Below are 16,581 nucleotides of genomic sequence, written 5' to 3' on the forward strand. Positions count from 1 at the left end.
GCCGCGGCGGCCATTCGCCACGCCGCTTGCATGCCCCGCCGCGTCGGACGATGATGCGTCGGCGAGCGGGCCGCGTCACCTGCCGCGATCCACGTCCCGCCGCCCCGACGCAGGCCACTGTCGAGCCCGACGCACCGGGCTCAGGGAGATGTCGATGTTCGAACTCGAAGCCCTCGACCGCCGCCGCGCCCTGCTGCTTGCAGGCGGCGCCCTGGTACTGGCCACGGCGCCATATGCACGTCGCACGTTCGCACAGCCGGCAGGCGGCGCGAAGCCGCGCATCGGCGTCATCGGCTCGGGCCACATCGGCGGCACCATCGGCGGGCTGTGGGTCAAGGCCGGCCATGCGGTGCTGTTCTCGTCGCGCCATCCGGAGGAACTCAAGGACCTCGTGGCCGGGCTCGGTCCGCTGGCCAGCGCCGGCACCGTGGCGCAGGCGGTCGACTTCGGCGACGTGCTGTTCGTCGCCCTCCCGTACGGCGCATTGCCGCAGCTCGGGAAGGACTACGGCAACGCGTTCAAGGGCAAGGTCGCGCTCGATGCCTGCAACGCCGTGAGCAGCCGCGACGGCGCGGTCGCGGAAGAGGTGGAACGCGACGGCATCGGCGTCACTTCGCAGAAGTACCTGCCCGGCTCGCGCGTGGTGCGCGCGTTCAACACGATGTCGTACATGATCTTCGCGCGCGAGGCGAACCGGCCCGATCCGAAGCTCGCGATCCCGATCGCCGGCGACGATGCCGCCGCGGTGCAGACGGCGGCGGCGCTGGTGCGCGATGCCGGCTTCGATCCGGTGATCGTCGGCAAGCTCGCGGACGCGCGCCGCTTCCAGCGCGGCAACCCGGGCTACGGCCAATCGGTGACCGCATCCGAACTCAGGCAGAAGCTGTCGCTGCCTTCATGACCCTGCTGCATCGCGCGCTGCGTCGGGCGGTCCCGGCCACCCCTCAGGAGCTCGCGGCGGCGTTGTGGTCCTTCGCGTATTTCTTCGCGCTGCTGGCCGGCTATTACGTGCTGCGGCCGCTGCGCGACCAGATGGGCATCGCGGGCGGCGTGAGGAACCTGCCGTGGCTGTTCACCGCGACCTTCGTGACGCTGCTGGTGGCGCAACCGCTCTACGGCGCGCTGGTGGCGCGGCTGCCGCGCGCGCGCTTCATTCCGGTGGTCTGCCATTTCTTCGCGCTCAATCTCGCCGTGTTCTGGATACTGCTGATCCTCGGCATCGCGCCGGCCATCGTGGCGCGCGTGTTCTTCGTCTGGGTCAGCGTGTTCAATCTCTTTGCGGTCGCGGTGTTCTGGTCGTTCATGGCGGACCTCTTCACCAGCGAGCAGGGCAAGCGCCTGTTCGGCTTCATCGGCGCGGGCGGCACGGCGGGTGCGCTGCTCGGACCGGTCATCACCATCGCGCTGTCGGTGCCGCTCGGTCCGGCCAACCTGCTGATCGTCGCCATCGTGTTTCTCGAGCTGGCGGTGCTGTGCGTTCACCGGCTCGAGCGCAGCGCGACGGCGCGGCCCGATCACGCCCAACAGCCGGACGCGCGCAAGGTCGGGGGCAGCGCGTTCGCCGCCCTGCCCGAGCTGATGCGATCGCCCTATCTGCTCGGTGTCGCGGCATGGGTCAGCCTGTTGTCCTTCGGCGCGACCACGCTGTATTTCGCGCAGGCCCATGTGGTCGCCGCGGAGGTCCATGGTGCCGGCGCGCAGACGCGCATCTTTGCGAGCATCGACCTCGCGGTCGGACTGCTGTCGCTGGCGACGCAGGTCTTCGCGACCGGCCGGTTGCTCAAGCGCTTCGGCACGGGCGTGGCGGCCGGCGCGTTGCCGGCGGTGTATGTGGCCGGCTTCGCGGCGCTGGCGCTGATGCCGGTGCTTTCCGTCGTCGTGGTCGTGCAGGTGGCGCAGCGCTGGATGAACTTCGCGCTGGCCAATCCGGCGCGGCAGGTGTTCTTCACCGTGGTGGATCGCGAGGAAAAATACAAGGCGAAGAACCTGATCGACGTCGTCGTCTATCGAGGGTCGGATGCGCTCTACGGCTGGGTGTTCGACAGCGTGCAAGCGCTCGGGTTGAAGCTTGGCGCGATCGCGTTGTGCGCGCTGCCGGTGGCGGCCGGGTGGCTGGTGCTATCGGCTGCGCTGGGAAGGGTGCAGGAGCGGCGCGCGGCCCGGTTGGCCGGCGACGCCGAGCGCGACGGGCCATTGCCGGCGCGCAATCAAGGCTAGGGACGGCTCAGAACGGAATGTCGTCGTCCATGTCGTCGAAGCCCGACGACGATTTCGCAGGCGCCTGGCGCGGCGCCGCCGCTGCGGGCGCACGGGCCGCTGCCGCGGGCGGGCGCGAATAGCCGCTACCACCACCACCGCCGCCACCTTGCGAATACCCGCCGTCGTCGTCGCCGCCCGACGGCCCGCCCTGCCCTTGCCGGCTGCCCAGCATCTGCATCTGGTCGACGCGGATGTCGGTCGCGTACTTCTCGACGCCGTCCTTGTCGGTGTACTTGCGCGTGCGGATCTGGCCTTCGATGTAGACCTGCGAGCCCTTGCGCAGGTACTGCGCGGCGATCTCGGCCAGCCGGCCGTTGAATACCAGGCGGTGCCACTCGGTGGCCTCGCGCATTTCGCCGCTCTGCTTGTCCTTCCACTTGTCGGTGGTGGCAAGGGTCGCGTTGCAGACCTGGTCGCCGCTGGGGAAGGTGCGTGTTTCCGGGTCGCGCCCGAGATTGCCGACGAGGATGACTTTGTTGACCGATGCCATGTGCACTGCCCCTGATGAATGGTTGAAGAGGAGGAAAGCGAAGATTGTGCCGCATGCCGAGCGGCGAGAATCTGGCCCCTGTGACCATGAACCGCGAACCCGACTTCCTCGAGAACCTCCGTGCCGAACTGTCGAGCGGCCGCATCTGGCTCGACCGCGCCATCGTGCTGGCCTACGCGGCGGCCGCGGGCCTGTTCGTGGTCGCGCTGAGCCTGTCGACCACCTGGGTCTTCGATCGCTTCCAGCAGGGCTTCGAGCGCTGGCCCTGGGCCGTGCTGGTCTGGACCCCGGCCGTGACGGCCGGCATCGCCTGGGCCACGCGGCGCTGGTTTCCCGGCGCCAGCGGCTCGGGCATCCCGCAGGTCAAGGCGGCGCTGGACCCGGCCATGCCGCCCGAGCGGCGCTGGCTGATGGTCTCGCTGCGGCTCACGGTGGCCAAGATCGGCCTGGCGGTGGCCGGCTTCGCGGCGGGACTCTCGATCGGCCGCGAAGGGCCGGCGGTGCAGGTCGCGGCCGGCGTGATGCAGCATGCGCGCCGCTGGCTCTCGCCGGCCACGACGATCGATGCGCGCGCGCTGCTGCTGGCGGGCGGCGCGGCCGGCATCGCGGCGGCCTTCAACGCGCCACTGGCCGGCGTGCTGTTCGCGATCGAGGAGCTGGCGGGCCAGCTCGAGTCGCGTGCCAGCGGGCTGATCATCACGGCCATCGTGCTGGCCGGCCTGGTCGCCGTCTCGGTGTTCGGCAACCTGAGCTATTTCGGCGTGATCAAGGTCCCGCGCACCGGCTGGGAACTGCTCGCGCCGGGGCTGCTGGTGGCGCTGGCGAGCGGCGCCGCGGGCGGTATCTTCTCGCGGCTCTTCGTCGCCTCGCTGACCGGCGCGCCGGGGCGGCTGAACCGCTGGCGCGCGCGCTGGCCGATCCGCTTCGCCGCGGCCGGCGGGCTCGCGGTCGCGATCATCGGCCTGGCCACCGGCGGCGTGACCTTCGGCGCCGGCTCGGAAGCCGTCAAGCGCATGCTCGCGGGCCATGACGAGCTGACGCCGCTCTACACGCTGCTCAAGTTCATCGCCACCTGGATCACGGCCTGGTGCGGCGTGCCAGGCGGCCTGTTCGCGCCGGCGCTGTCGATCGGCGCGGGCATCGGTGACGCCATCGCGCAGCTCGCAGGCCCCACGCTCGGCCCGGCACTGATCGCGCTCGGCATGGCCGGCTTCCTGGCCGCCGTGACGCAGGCGCCGCTGACCGCCTTCATCATCGTGATGGAAATGGTCGACGGCCATTCGATGGTGCTGAGCCTGATGGCCTGCGCGATGCTGGCCAGCCTGGTGTCGCGCATGATCGGGCGGCCGCTGTACGAGACGCTGTCGCAGTACCTGGTGGCGAATGCGATTTCAAAGCCCGCGACAGAATCCATCAGCGTGTCAGAATCCAGCGCGTCAACTTCACACGACTCAGCTCATGCCGGTCACGTGCAACCGCCTCGATCCAACGAAGCTCAACCATGAGCTGGCGCTTCCATTTCAATTGCGGATCCAGGATTTTCTGTCGGCAACGCAGGACGTCTACGACTTCTTCTTTGACGTGAACTCCAATCTGGCTGCGAAAGGTCTCGATCGACTCGACGACATGCTGCGGCCGGCGATCATGTCGGGTCTTTTGTCCGACATGCTGACCGCAAGTCTGGCCAAGCACTCACGCACGCTGACGGTGAATGAATACTTCAATGGCCATCCGGACCTCGTGGTGCGTGGGCACTACGCGGGCAATGCGGCCAAGGCAGGAGAACAAGGCGTCGAGATCAAAACGACAAGAAAACGCGGCGGAGCGGTCGACACACATGGCGCACGAAATCAATGGATGTGCGTCTTCGTGTATGCGGTCGACGACAAGACCGAACCGGCGATCGATCGATCGCCACTTGCCTTTACCGAGATTTATCTCGGCGAAGTGCGCATTGCGGACTTCAGAAAGAACGCTCGAGGCGAGTTGGGTACGCGCACTGCAACACTGCACGCAGAAGGCATCGCCAATCTTCGAAAAAACTGGATCTATCGCGCCTGACTGCGTCGCTCGCTGTCTTCCGCGATGGTCAATGCAGCGAGTTTCGGTAGCGCTGCCGTTGCGATCTTGAAGTAGCTTGGATCCCGTTCGATACCGATACTTTCATAGCCAACAGCCTCGGCGGCAGCCAAGGTCGATGCGGCCCCGGCAAAGGGATCCAGGACGACACCCTGACCCAGGGGCAAGACGCCACGGACGAGTTTTCGAAGAAAAGCTTGCGGCTTGAGGCTTGGGTGGGGCGCATGCTTTCTCTCGGAGGCACGCGTAGGTGCGGATTCGATCACGTCACCAAATGGCCTGCCGGAAGAAATGCGGCGAAATCCGCCCGTTCCCCATTTGCGCAGGTTGTCCTGAACTCGCCCGTCGAGCGGCTTGCGAAACATCAGCCAGGGCTCCCACATGGACCGAGGCATGACGCTCACGCCATCGAATTCGACATGCGCCGCCTTGGGTCGGTCGCCGCCTCGCATGGTCATCACCAGACGGACGATTTCGCCACGGCGCTCCAGTCCTGAACGGCTCAATGCCCCGGACACCAGATAAGACAGCAACGGATTGCTGGCGACGACGACGTTGGCGCCTGGGACGAGCACACGCATCAGGTCTCGGCCCCAGGCCAGGAAGAATCTCTCGAGTTCCAGGAGTTCCGATGGCTTCAGAACGGTGAAGCGAGGCAAGGGCGCGCGCTGGGAACCGTCAAAGCTCGGAGGAATCCGCCAGACGCCGCCTCTGCCTTCCCTCAGCTTGGCTTGTTCAGTCGGCGTGTATTCCAGGAGCCCATAGGGGGGATCCGTCACCACAGCGTGAACCGAGTTGGGAGGCTGGACGCCGAGCCACGTCATGCAGTCGTTCAGATAGAGTGTCGCGCCCCCGAATTGGAAGCAAGTCGGCGGGGGAGACGGCGCAGCGTCACGCGGTGCGGCATCGAACCCCGCAAGGGCATACTGCGCCCGCTCCATGCGAGCAAACAATGCCGGCGTATTCAACTGAAGGTATGAGCGAATCGAGGACGGTGCGACCTCCCCGATCAATGCGCTCACGTCCCGGGTAATCTGTTGAACGCTTGCCCCGCCGTTTCGGCCCTCCAATGCGCTGACAATCGCATCCCTCACTTCGCCCGGTCGTCTGCGCACTTGTGGAACTCCATCCATTTGATGAAGTGTGGATTGTAGACGTCCAGACGTCTGGCTAGACGAGCAAGGCCGCTCTTTCGAGGGGCACGAACAATCACTACGGGCCCCAACCCCCGCGTGCCCTGAAATCCCCGGGGACTTATCATGCTCGGTTGCCCAGAACCGACCGCCCCGTGAATTCCCCCACCGACGATGCCTACCTCGGCGCCGTGCTCGCGCAGCAGCGCATCAGCATCCGCGGCGCACGCACGCACAACCTCAAGAACGTCGACCTCGACATTCCGCGCAACAAGCTGGTGGTGATCACCGGCCTGTCGGGCTCGGGCAAGTCGAGCCTGGCCTTCGACACGCTCTATGCCGAGGGCCAGCGCCGCTACGTCGAGAGCCTGTCGGCCTACGCGCGCCAGTTCCTGCAGTTGATGGACAAGCCCGACGTCGACGTCATCGAGGGCCTGTCGCCCGCGATCAGCATCGAGCAGAAGGCGACCAGCCACAACCCGCGCTCCACCGTGGGCACGGTGACCGAGATCCACGACTACCTGCGCCTCCTGTATGCGCGCGCCGGCACGCCCTACTGCCCGATCCACCACCTGCCGCTGCAGGCGCAGACGGTGAGCCAGATGGTCGACGCCACGATCGCGCTGTCCGACGAGCCGCGCCTCTTGATCCTGGCGCCGGTCGCGCGCGAGAAGAAGGGCGAGTTCCTCGAACTCTTCGCCGAGATGCAGGCCGCCGGCTATGTGCGCTTCCGCGTCGACGGCGAGACCTTCGAATACAACGACCTGCCCAAGCTCAAGAAGACCGAGAAGCACGACATCGACGTGGTGATCGACCGCCTGCGCGCGCGCCCCGACATGCAGCAGCGGCTGGCCGAGAGCTTCGAGAACGCGCTGCGCCTGGCCGAGGGCCGCGCGATCGCGCTCGAGATGCACGAGGACGGCAGCACGAAGGAGCATTTGTTCAACGCCAAGTTCGCCTGCCCGATCTGCCACTACGCGATCGCCGAGCTCGAGCCGCGGCTGTTCTCCTTCAACTCGCCGGTCGGCGCCTGCCCGAGCTGCGACGGCCTCGGGCATCGCGAGTTCTTCGATCCGGCGCGCGTGGTGGCCTTCCCCACGCTGAGCCTCGCGAGCGGCGCGATCAAGGGCTGGGACCGGCGCAACGGCTATTACTTCAGCATGCTGGAGAGCGTGGCCAAACACTACAAGTTCGACCTCGACACGCCTTTCGAGGAACTGCCTGCCTCGGCGCAGCAGACCGTGCTGCACGGCTCGGCGGCGGAAGAGATCAAGTTCAGCTACGTGATGGACAGCGGCCAGCAGGCCGGCAAGAAGCTGATCCGCAAGCATCCCTTCGAAGGGATCATCCCGAACATGGCGCGGCGTTACCGCGAAACCGATTCGGCGATGGTGCGCGAAGACCTCTCGCGCTTTCGCAACATGCAGCCCTGCCCCGACTGCGACGGTACGCGGCTCAAGCCCGAAGCGCGCAACGTGTTCCTGATCGACGAGTCCGGCCCCGAGCCGCAACGCATGGCGATCTACGAGATCAGCCGCGTGACGCTGCGCGAGAGCCTGGCCTATTTCCAGGGCCTCAAGCTGCGCGGCGCCAAGGCCGAGATCGCCGACAAGGTGGTGCGCGAGATCGGCCTTCGGCTCAAGTTCCTCAACGACGTCGGCCTCAACTACCTGAGCCTGGACCGCAGCGCCGAGACGCTGTCGGGCGGCGAGGCGCAGCGCATCCGGCTGGCTTCGCAGATCGGCTCCGGCCTGACCGGCGTGATGTACGTGCTCGACGAGCCGAGCATCGGGCTGCACCAGCGCGACAACGACCGGCTGATCGGCACGCTGCGGCATCTGCGCGACATCGGCAACAGCGTGATCGTGGTCGAGCACGACGAGGACATGATCCATGCAGCCGACCACGTGATCGACATGGGTCCGGGCGCCGGCGTGCACGGCGGCCAGGTGATGGCGCAGGGCACGTATGCCGAAGTGGCGGCCAACGCGGATTCACTGACCGGCCAGTACCTTTCGGGCACGAAGAAGATCGCGGTGCCGGCGCGCCGCACGCCCTGGCTGCCGGTGGTCGCGAAGCCCGCGTTCAACGAGGGCAAGAAGGCTTCGCGCTTTCCGCAGAGTCCCGCGGCCGAGCGGCGCGCCGCGCGCGAGGCCGCGCACCTGGCCTCGCAGACCGACCTGCAGGAGATCCGCGTCATCGGTGCCAGCGGCAACAACCTCAAGGACGTCAACGTCGCGTTCCCGGTCGGCCTGCTGACCTGCGTGACCGGCGTCTCCGGCTCGGGCAAGTCGACGCTGGTCAACGACACGCTCTACAGCGCCGTCGCGCGCACGCTCTACCGCGCGCACGAGGAGCCGGCCGCGCACGAGGCGATCGAGGGCATCGAGTATTTCGACAAGGTCATCAACGTCGACCAGTCGCCGATCGGCCGCACGCCGCGCAGCAACCCGGCCACCTACACCGGCCTGTTCACGCCGATCCGCGAGCTGATGGCCGAGACCCACACCGCGCGTGAACGCGGCTACGGGCCGGGGCGCTTCAGCTTCAACGTGGCCGGCGGCCGCTGCGAGGCCTGCCAGGGCGACGGCGTGGTGAAGGTCGAGATGCATTTCCTGCCCGACGTCTACGTGCCCTGCGAGGTGTGCCACGGCCAGCGCTACAACCGCGAGACGCTGGAGGTCCAGTACAAGGGCCGCAACATCGCGCAGATCCTCGACATGACGGTCGAGACCGCGCACGATTTCCTGAAGGCCGTGCCGACCATCGAGCGCAAGCTGCGCACGCTGCTGGATGTCGGCCTGAGCTACATCAAGCTGGGCCAGGCCGCGACCACGCTGTCGGGCGGCGAGGCGCAGCGCGTCAAGCTCGCGCTGGAACTCAGCAAGCGCGACACCGGCCGCACGCTCTACATCCTCGACGAGCCGACCACCGGCCTGCACTTCGCCGACATCGAGCTGCTGCTGAAGGTGCTGCACCAGCTGCGCGATGCGGGCAACACGATCGTGGTGATCGAGCACAACCTCGACGTCATCAAGACCGCCGACTGGGTCATCGACATGGGTCCCGAAGGCGGTGCCGGCGGCGGCACGGTGGTGGGCGTCGGCACGCCGGAAGCCATCGCGGCCACCGAGGCGAGCCACACGGGGCGCTATCTGAAGCGGCTGCTGCCGGCCTGAGACTCGCCGGCGCTGCTCTTGCACACGATCGGCACCTGCTCCGGAGAAGGAAGGCGCTGCGGGATGACGACCATCGCCACCGCGCTCGCCACACCGGCAACGGTGATCGCGATCGCCACCAGCGCATCGCGCAGCTCGGTGCGGGCGTCGGGATGCGACGGCTCGGCCGCATCGGTCTGCGTCGCTTCCGGATGAATGGGTGTCATGAGCGTCTCCTGCCTCACCACTCGTCACGGATGCGCGGCCACTCGGCGGCGGCGCGATGCGAAAGGCCGATGTCGCGCAGCGTGCGTTCATCGATCGAACGCAGGTCGCGCCGGGCAAGGGCGCGCCGATGCAGGGCAACCCACGCGTCCGAGAGGCGACGCCATGCGCGCGCAGGCCATTCGAATTCGAGTGCGGATGGAAGGGTGCGAGCGATACGGTTCAATGAAGAGGACATGTCATTCTCCTGACGCGGACCGGGCCGCCACATGGATGGGCTTCGATGCGATCACGATAGGGATCGCGGGCAGGCGGCGCACTCCGGGTCTTGGGTTCGAATCCACGCGGCCGGGCAGCCGGATCGGACGGCGGACCTGTTCGATGGCATGGAGCAAAGTCAGGTGCAGCACGTCGCGCTGCGCATGGCTGCCGCCCAGGCGATGGACCCAGGCCGGCAGGCCGGCGAGCAGGTTGATCGCGCGCGCGTGGTCGCCGCGGCCGAAGGCCATCAGCGCGCGGCAGGCCGGCAGGCCCAGCAAGCGCGTGGTCTTGCCGTGACGCGTCGGCAACGATTCGCGGACCGCCAGGAAACGCTCCATGCGCCGTGCGCTGGCCTCGTCACCCGCACCGACGAAGGCCAGCATCGCGTGCAGATCGGTGAAGCTGCAGAACGCATCGTCGATGCGCGGCGACCAGGCCTGCGCGAGTTCTTCCCAGCGCACACCCACATCGTGGCCGCGAAGCTGCAGACGCCACAGCAGCGCGGACGCATCGATGAGATCGGCGACCCCGCCGGGCCGGCCGGGCCTCACGCGCTGGTCGTAGATCGCCAGCGCATCGTCGACGCGGCCCACCTCGATCAGGAACAACGCCAGGTGCCACCAGCAATGCGTGGCGACGACGCTGTCCTCGGACCAGCAGGCCCGGTGCGCGTCCATCCAGCGCACGCCCGCAGCGGCACGGCCGGTCATCTCGAAGACATGCGCCATCACGTGGTGCGCCCGCGCGTCGAGCGGGTTCGATGCCAGCGCCGCACGGGCGACGCTTTCGGCACCTTCGCAGTCTCCGCACTCCACGAGACCGAAGGCGTGCATCGACAGCACCGCGTGGTGGCCGGGCATGCCGTCCGACCAGGCCGGCAGCACCTCCGCGACGCGGCGGCTCAGGCGCTCGGTGTCGCCGGTCAGGTAGTCGAAGGCATGCGCCGCATGCAGGGCCAACGCATCGTGCGGATGCTGGCGCAGCAGCTCCGCGAGCGTGTCCCGCGCGAAGTCGTAATCGTCCGCCAGCACACCGGCGATCGCCGCCAGGTGGGTGGCCTCGCGCTCGTTGGCCGGAAGGACGGCCGCGTGCTCCAGCACCGCCTGTGCCGAGCGCACACGCTTCGGATCGCGGCTGCACAACAGCGTGTAGGCCTGCAGGATGTGCGGCATCACGAACGCCGGCGCCTGCGCCATCGCCTGCTCGAGCGGCGTGCTGGCGCCGCTGCGCCAGGCCAGCGTCGCGGCCAGCGCGCCTTCGTACAACGCCAGTGCGGCCGGCGTGGCGCCCGAGATGGCGAGGCCACGCGAATCGAGTTCGCTCATGACGCGACCTCCCGCTGCGCACCACCCGCCGGCACGATGTTCAGGTTCATGCGGAACAGGTTGCCCGGGTCGTAGCGCTGCTTGAGCGCCTGCAGGCGCGGGTAGTTGCTGCCGTAGCTCGCGGCCACGCGCTCGGCCTCGTCCTCGGTCAGGAAGTTGACGTAGCCGCTACCGGTCGCGTGCGGCGCGGCGTCCTCGAAGGCCTGGCGCGCCCAGGCGCGCACCCGCTCGTCGTCCCGTGCATCGGACCAGCGGCCGTGCACGTTCATGATGAAGCGCGCGTCGCGGCCGACGAAGGCCGTGGCTGCCGGATCGACGCGCGACATCGCACCGCCCAGTTGGGCCACGAAGACCTCGCACTCGGGTCCGGGCAGACGCGCCGCGGCGGCCATGATGACGTCGAGCGCCGCATCGCTCAGCGCGCTGAAGTTGTTGGACTTCCAGTAGTTGCGGCCGCCCGGCGTGAGCAGCGGATCGAAAGCGCCCTGGAAAGCCGCATACGGTGTCGGCCCGAGATGCGATGCCAGCGGCGTGCCGAACTGCAGCACCGGTGCCGCGGCGCGTTCGCCTTGCGCGATGTCGCCGCTGTAGACCAGCGGGAAGATCACGACCTCGGTGCCATGCGCCGACGCCGGAATGAAGGGCAGCGGCGGCGCCTTGCGCATCACCGTCCACACGCTCAGTGCTTCGGGCGCGCCGGCGCTGAAGTCGGGCCATGCGCGCAGCACCTGCCGCGCCTGTGCGAACGGATAGACCACCAGACCGGCGTAGACCTCGGGCCCGACCGGATGCAATTGCAGCTCGAACGAGGTGACGACACCGAAGTTGCCGCCGCCGCCGCGCAAGGCCCAGAACAGATCGGGCTCCGCGCTCGGCGAGACCGCGTGCTCGGCGCCATCGGCCGTCACCACCGTGGCGCTCAGCAGGTTGTCGATGGTCATGCCGTGGCGGCGGCTCAGCCAGCCGAAGCCGCCGCCGAGCGTGAGGCCGGCCGCGCCGGTGGTCGAGTTGATGCCCAGCGGCGTGGCCAGACCATGGGCCTGCGCTTCGCGATCGACATCGCGCAGCAGGGCGCCCGGGCCGACACGCGCGGTACGGGCCGCGGCGTCGATGCTGACGGCGGACATGCCCGACAGGTCCAGCATCAGGCCACCCTCCGCCACCGCATTGCCGGCGATGTGATGACCCCCGCCGCGCACGCTCAGGAGCATGCGATGGGTCGCGGCGAAGCGCACGCCGGCCTGGACATCGCTGGTGCTCAGGCAGCGCGCGATCAATGCGGGATGGCGGTCGACGGTGGCGTTCCAGACCCGGCGCGCTTCGTCGTAGGCCGGGTCGCCGCGTCGCAGCAGGCCGCCGCTGATCTTCAGCGCGAAGGTGTCGACGACGGATTGCGGGACTTGCTGGGCCTTCTTTTCCAGCGTAAGGTAAGACAGCGATTGCATGGTGTGCTCCTCGGTGAAAGTGGTTTCGGGACGGAATCGATTCTGAAAAGCACGTGCGTTCGCCTTGCATCAGCGGCGCGCCTTTCTTGTTTCGTTTGTTTCACGCGCTGCCTGCGCCGTGCACGACGGCCCCGTATCGATCTACCCTTTCAAGTCACCAGGGAGAGTGAGCGAGGAAGAGGAGGGTTCATGAACCCGAAGGCCCAGATCCTGGTCGTGGACGACGAGCAGGAGATCCGCGAAGTCATCGTCGAGTACTTCGTATCGCATGGCTATGACGCCATCGGCGCCGCCAGCGCCGACGCCGCGCGATCGCTCGCGGCCGAGCATCTGATCGATCTGGCGCTGGTGGACATCCACATGCCCGGCGAGGACGGCCTGAGCCTGGCGCGCCATCTGCGCGAGCGCTATGCGCAGGTCGCGATCGTGATGCTGACCTCGGCCGACACGGTGGTGGACCGCATCGTGGGCCTCGAGATGGGCGCCGACGATTACGTGTCCAAGCCCTTCGATCCGCGTGAGCTGCTCGCGCGCGTCCGCAGCGTGCTGCGCCGCACTTCACTGTCACGCCGCGCCGAACTGGGCGCCGAGCGCGTGCGGATCGGCCGCTGCGTGCTCGATCTGGCAGCGCATCGCCTCACGGACCCGGAAGGGACCGAAGTGCCGATGTCGCCGCTCGAGTTCGACCTGCTGAAGGCGTTGGCCGAACATCCGAACCGCCCGCTCTCGCGCGAACGGATCCTGGATTCGACCGGGCAGCGCGAATGGGCACCGTTCGACCGCAGCGTGGACCTGCGCATCATGCGTCTGCGCAAGAAGGTCGAGCCGGATCCCGAGCATCCGAAGTACATCCGGACGATGCGCAACGCCGGCTATGTCTTCCTGCCGAACGGGGAGTGAACACCATGAAGACCTGGCTGCGCCGCACACTGCTTTCGTGCGCACTCGCAGGCATCGCGCTCGTGTTGGCGGGCTGCGTGCGCGAGCCCGAACCCGCGCTGCGCATCGGCACCAACGTATGGATCGGCAGCGAACCGCTCTACCTGGCGCGAGAGCTCGGCTACCTGGCGCCCAAGACGGTCCAGCTGCTGGAGTACCCGTCGGCCAGCGAAGTCCTGCGCGCGTTTCGCAACCAGGCTATCGACGGCATGGTGATCAGCCTGGACGAGCTGTTCGGGCTCGCGGTGGAAGGCATGATGCCGCGCGCGATTCTGGTGGTCGATGTGTCGAACGGTGCCGATGCGATCGTGGGCCGCGCCGGCATGAAAACGATGAAGGACCTGCAGGGCAAGCGCGTCGCGGTGGAGAGCGGCGCGCTCGGCGCGTTCGTGCTGAGCCGGGCGCTGGCGCTCAACGGCATGCAGGCGAGCGATATCACGGTCGTGCAGATGGAATCGAACGAGCAGCCCAGCGCCTTCGAGAAAGGGCAGGTGGATGGCGCGGTGACCTTCGATCCGTACCGCGCCCAATTGCTTCAGAACGGCGGCGCGACGCTCTTCGACAGCACCCGGATCCCGGGAGAAATCGTCGACATGGTGGTGGTGCGGCAGAGCGTGCTCGACAAGCAATCCAAGACCGTGCAGACGCTGCTGGTCGGCTGGTTCAAGGCCATCGACTACCTCCAGCGCGAGCCCGCCGATGCGGCCCGGCGGATGGGCATCCGGCAGCAGACCACGGGCGAGCAGTATCTCGCGGGCCTGCGTGGCCTGCACATCCCGTCGCGCGAGGAGAACCTGAAGATGATCGGCGGCGCGACACCGGAACTGGTGCCGGCCGGACGCCGGCTCATGGACCTGATGCTGCAGGCGAAGCTGCTGCCCGTCGGCTTGAAGATCGAGGAAGTGCTGGCACCCGCGCCGCTGGAAGGCCTGCCGCCGTGAAGCTGCGCGTGTCGACCTCGCTCAAGTTCACGGTGCCGCTGATCCTGCTCGGCTTCGCCGCGGCACTGAGCACTTTCATTCTTCTCTACCACGTCCCCCAGGCCGAGCGCGCCACCGAGGATCGCAGCCGGGAGCGGATCACGCAGGAGATGTCGCGCCTGCAGAGCACGCTGGAGTACCTCTCGCTCAAGGGCGACCTGGTCACCGCGCAGCACGAGATCGCGGTGCTGGCACACAACCATGACATCGTCTTCGCTGTGCTGACGAACGAACACAACATCGTCGTCGCCGCGACGCGAAGGGCATGGCTCGGCAGGCCGGTCGCGGAGGTCCTGCCGGCCTTCGATTTCGGCCAGGCCGCGGGCGCCATCCGCGAGCATCGCGCGCGAGTGACGCAGGACCCGACCGGCACCGAGCTGCTCGCCTACGCCGGCATCCTGATGGGAAGCCCCGGGCGCGCGGAGTTGCGTCCTTCGCAACGCGGCAGCCTGTTCCTGGCCTCCGACCTCGCGGGGCCCAGGGCCGAGGCGCGCGCGCAGGTCATTCAGCAGTCGCTCTATTGGGGAGGATGCGTGACCGCATTGGCCTTGACCATGTGGCTCGTGTTTCACTTCCTGCTGACCCGCCGCACCGCGCGGCTGGTGCATGCCGCGGAGCAACTCGCCGCCGGCAACCTGTCGGCACGCAGCCGCCTGCGTGGCAACGACGAACTGGGCCGGCTGAGTCGCGCCTTCGATGCGATGGCAGAGAAAGTCGCCGACACGCAGACCCGATTGCACCACGACATCGCCGCGAGGGCGCGCGTGCAGCAGGCGCTGCAGAACAGCGAAGCCCGGCTGCAGCAGATCCTCAACAACACGACCTCGGTCGTCTCGGTCAAGGACACGCAGGGTCGGTTCCTGTTCGTCAATCGGCAATGGGAACATCTGTTCCATCTGCGGCAGGCCGAGGTGCTCGGCCGCACCGTCGACGAGGTGCTGCCGGAGATCAGCGCCCAGGCCCTGCGAACGAACGACCTGGCGGTGCTGGAGCGGAACGGCCCGATCGAGTTCGAGGAGACCGCGCCGCTCGACGACGGCCTGCACACCTACATCTCGATCAAGTTCCCGCTGCACGATGCCGACGGCACGGCCTACGCGGTGTGCGCCATCTCCACCGACATCACCGAGAAGAAGCGATCCGCGGAGGAACTGGCACGGCAGCGCGAAGCCCTCTATCAACGCGAGAAGCTGGCCGCGCTCGGTTCACTGCTGGCCGGCGTGGCGCACGAGCTCAACAACCCGCTGGCCGTGGTGGTGGCGCGCGCGGTGCTGCTGGAGGAACAGGGCGATGCCGGCGCACGGGCGATGGCGACCAAGATCCGCGTCGCGGCGGAGCGATGCGCCCGCATCGTGCGCACCTTCCTCGGCATGGCCCGCCAGCAACCGCCCGAACGCGGACCGGTGGCGATGAACGACGTGGTGAGCGCGGCCCTGGACATGGCCGCGTATGCGATGCGCACGAGCGGCGTCGAGGTGGTGCTCGATCCGTGCGACGACCTTCCGCCGATCCTCGCCGATGCCGACCAGCTGCACCAAGTGCTGCTCAACCTGCTCATCAACGCGCAGCAGGCCTTGCAGAACCAGCCCGGGCCGCGCCGCGTCCTGCTGCGCACGCGCCACGATCGAGCGGCCGGGCGGGTCTGCGTCACGGTCTCGGACAACGGGCCCGGCATTCCGGAGCCGCTGCGTGTCCGCGTGTTCGAACCCTACTTCACCACCAAGCCCACGGGCATCGGCACCGGCGTGGGACTGGCCGTCAGCCTCGGCATCGTCGAGGCGCATGGCGGCGAACTCACGGTCGAGTGTCCGCCGGGCGGTGGCGCCGTGTTCACGGTGGCGCTGCCCATCGGGCCCGTGCACGCGAGCGGCATCGGTGCCGTGCCCTCACCCACTGCGAAAGCGAAATTGCGCAGAATCCTGATCGTCGATGACGAGACGGAGATCCGCGAGACGCTGGCCCAGATCCTGATCGGCGCGCAGCACCGCGTCGTCGCCGTCGAATCCGCGCACGACGCGCTGGAACGCATGGCGCAGGAGCACTACGACGTGATCCTCACCGACATGCGCATGCCCGATCTCGACGGACGCGGCCTGTACAGGGAGATCGAGCGCCGCTGGCCGCGGCAGGCCGAGCGTGTCGTGTTCGTGACCGGCGACACCCTGTCCGCGGCATTGAACGACTTCGTTCAGGAAAGCGGCCGGCCGGTGATCGAGAAGCCCTTCCTGCCCAGCGACGTGCGTCGCGTTGTGGCCGAAGTGGCGGCCGTCGAGAACTGTTGAGCGAA

Annotated in this window: 14 protein-coding genes; 8 read left to right on the forward strand and 6 right to left on the reverse strand. The window is 67.9% G+C overall.

The genetic code is table 11. The features are described from left to right. The first annotated feature begins 154 nt into the window (after window positions 1-154). Complete coding sequence (locus E5P2_RS26065; RefSeq protein ID WP_197908554.1) at window positions 155-901, forward strand: NADPH-dependent F420 reductase; 747 nt, start codon at window positions 155-157, stop codon at window positions 899-901. Continuing rightward, window positions 898-2,217: an NTP/NDP exchange transporter gene (locus E5P2_RS26070; protein ID WP_162569984.1), complete on the forward strand. Its 1,320-nt coding sequence runs from the start codon at window positions 898-900 to the stop codon at window positions 2,215-2,217. The genes E5P2_RS26065 and E5P2_RS26070 overlap by 4 nt, the downstream gene beginning before the upstream one ends. A 7-nt stretch (window positions 2,218-2,224) precedes the next feature. On the opposite strand, the gene ssb is transcribed toward E5P2_RS26070, so the two are convergent. Then, window positions 2,225-2,749 carry a single-stranded DNA-binding protein gene (ssb, locus tag E5P2_RS26075; protein ID WP_162569985.1) on the reverse strand — a complete coding sequence of 175 codons (525 nt, stop codon included), beginning with the start codon at window positions 2,747-2,749 and terminating at the stop codon, window positions 2,225-2,227. Between the two features lie 86 nt (window positions 2,750-2,835). Here ssb and E5P2_RS26080 point away from each other — a divergent pair, with 86 nt between their 5' ends. Next, complete coding sequence (locus tag E5P2_RS26080) at window positions 2,836-4,254, forward strand: chloride channel protein (protein ID WP_162569986.1); 1,419 nt, start codon at window positions 2,836-2,838, stop codon at window positions 4,252-4,254. After that, window positions 4,208-4,810, forward strand: a complete 603-nt coding sequence (locus tag E5P2_RS26085; RefSeq protein ID WP_162569987.1) for a hypothetical protein — start codon at window positions 4,208-4,210, stop codon at window positions 4,808-4,810. The genes E5P2_RS26080 and E5P2_RS26085 overlap by 47 nt, the downstream gene beginning before the upstream one ends. Here the strand turns inward: E5P2_RS26085 and E5P2_RS26090 are convergent. Next, entirely contained in the window at window positions 4,798-5,850 is a 1,053-nt protein-coding gene (locus E5P2_RS26090; protein ID WP_232080854.1) for a DNA methyltransferase, read from the reverse strand. The genes E5P2_RS26085 and E5P2_RS26090 overlap by 13 nt on opposite strands. A gap of 266 nt (window positions 5,851-6,116) precedes the next feature. On the opposite strand from E5P2_RS26090, the gene uvrA reads away from it, so the two are divergent. Next, window positions 6,117-9,140, forward strand: a complete 3,024-nt coding sequence (uvrA, locus tag E5P2_RS26095) for an excinuclease ABC subunit UvrA (protein WP_162569989.1) — start codon at window positions 6,117-6,119, stop codon at window positions 9,138-9,140. Here the strand turns inward: uvrA and E5P2_RS26100 are convergent. Genes E5P2_RS26100 through E5P2_RS26115 form a run of 4 tightly spaced genes read right to left on the reverse strand, consistent with a single transcriptional unit; the run spans window position 9,113 to window position 12,375 of the window. Next, window positions 9,113-9,346 (reverse strand): hypothetical protein, encoded by a 234-nt coding sequence (locus E5P2_RS26100; RefSeq protein WP_162569990.1) that lies wholly within the window; start codon window positions 9,344-9,346, stop codon window positions 9,113-9,115. The genes uvrA and E5P2_RS26100 overlap by 28 nt on opposite strands. Before the next feature lie 14 nt (window positions 9,347-9,360). Then, window positions 9,361-9,582 carry a hypothetical protein gene (locus tag E5P2_RS26105; protein WP_162569991.1) on the reverse strand — a complete coding sequence of 74 codons (222 nt, stop codon included), beginning with the start codon at window positions 9,580-9,582 and terminating at the stop codon, window positions 9,361-9,363. Window position 9,583: 1 nt separating this feature from the next. After that, window positions 9,584-10,930, reverse strand: a complete 1,347-nt coding sequence (locus tag E5P2_RS26110; protein ID WP_162569992.1) for a tetratricopeptide repeat protein — start codon at window positions 10,928-10,930, stop codon at window positions 9,584-9,586. Then, window positions 10,927-12,375 (reverse strand): FAD-binding oxidoreductase, encoded by a 1,449-nt coding sequence (locus E5P2_RS26115; protein WP_162569993.1) that lies wholly within the window; start codon window positions 12,373-12,375, stop codon window positions 10,927-10,929. Before E5P2_RS26115 ends, E5P2_RS26110 begins: the two co-directional genes overlap by 4 nt. 189 nt (window positions 12,376-12,564) lie before the next feature. Here E5P2_RS26115 and E5P2_RS26120 point away from each other — a divergent pair, with 189 nt between their 5' ends. Genes E5P2_RS26120 through E5P2_RS26130 form a run of 3 tightly spaced genes read left to right on the forward strand, consistent with a single transcriptional unit; the run spans window position 12,565 to window position 16,576 of the window. Next, entirely contained in the window at window positions 12,565-13,275 is a 711-nt protein-coding gene (locus E5P2_RS26120; protein ID WP_162569994.1) for a response regulator, read from the forward strand. A gap of 5 nt (window positions 13,276-13,280) precedes the next feature. Next, window positions 13,281-14,255 (forward strand): ABC transporter substrate-binding protein, encoded by a 975-nt coding sequence (locus tag E5P2_RS26125; RefSeq protein ID WP_162569995.1) that lies wholly within the window; start codon window positions 13,281-13,283, stop codon window positions 14,253-14,255. Then, window positions 14,252-16,576 carry a hybrid sensor histidine kinase/response regulator gene (locus E5P2_RS26130; protein ID WP_162569996.1) on the forward strand — a complete coding sequence of 775 codons (2,325 nt, stop codon included), beginning with the start codon at window positions 14,252-14,254 and terminating at the stop codon, window positions 16,574-16,576. The genes E5P2_RS26125 and E5P2_RS26130 overlap by 4 nt, the downstream gene beginning before the upstream one ends. Window positions 16,577-16,581 lie beyond the last annotated feature (5 nt).

It is taken from the genome of Variovorax sp. SRS16 (genome assembly GCF_901827165.1).
Classification (GTDB): domain Bacteria; phylum Pseudomonadota; class Gammaproteobacteria; order Burkholderiales; family Burkholderiaceae_C; genus Variovorax.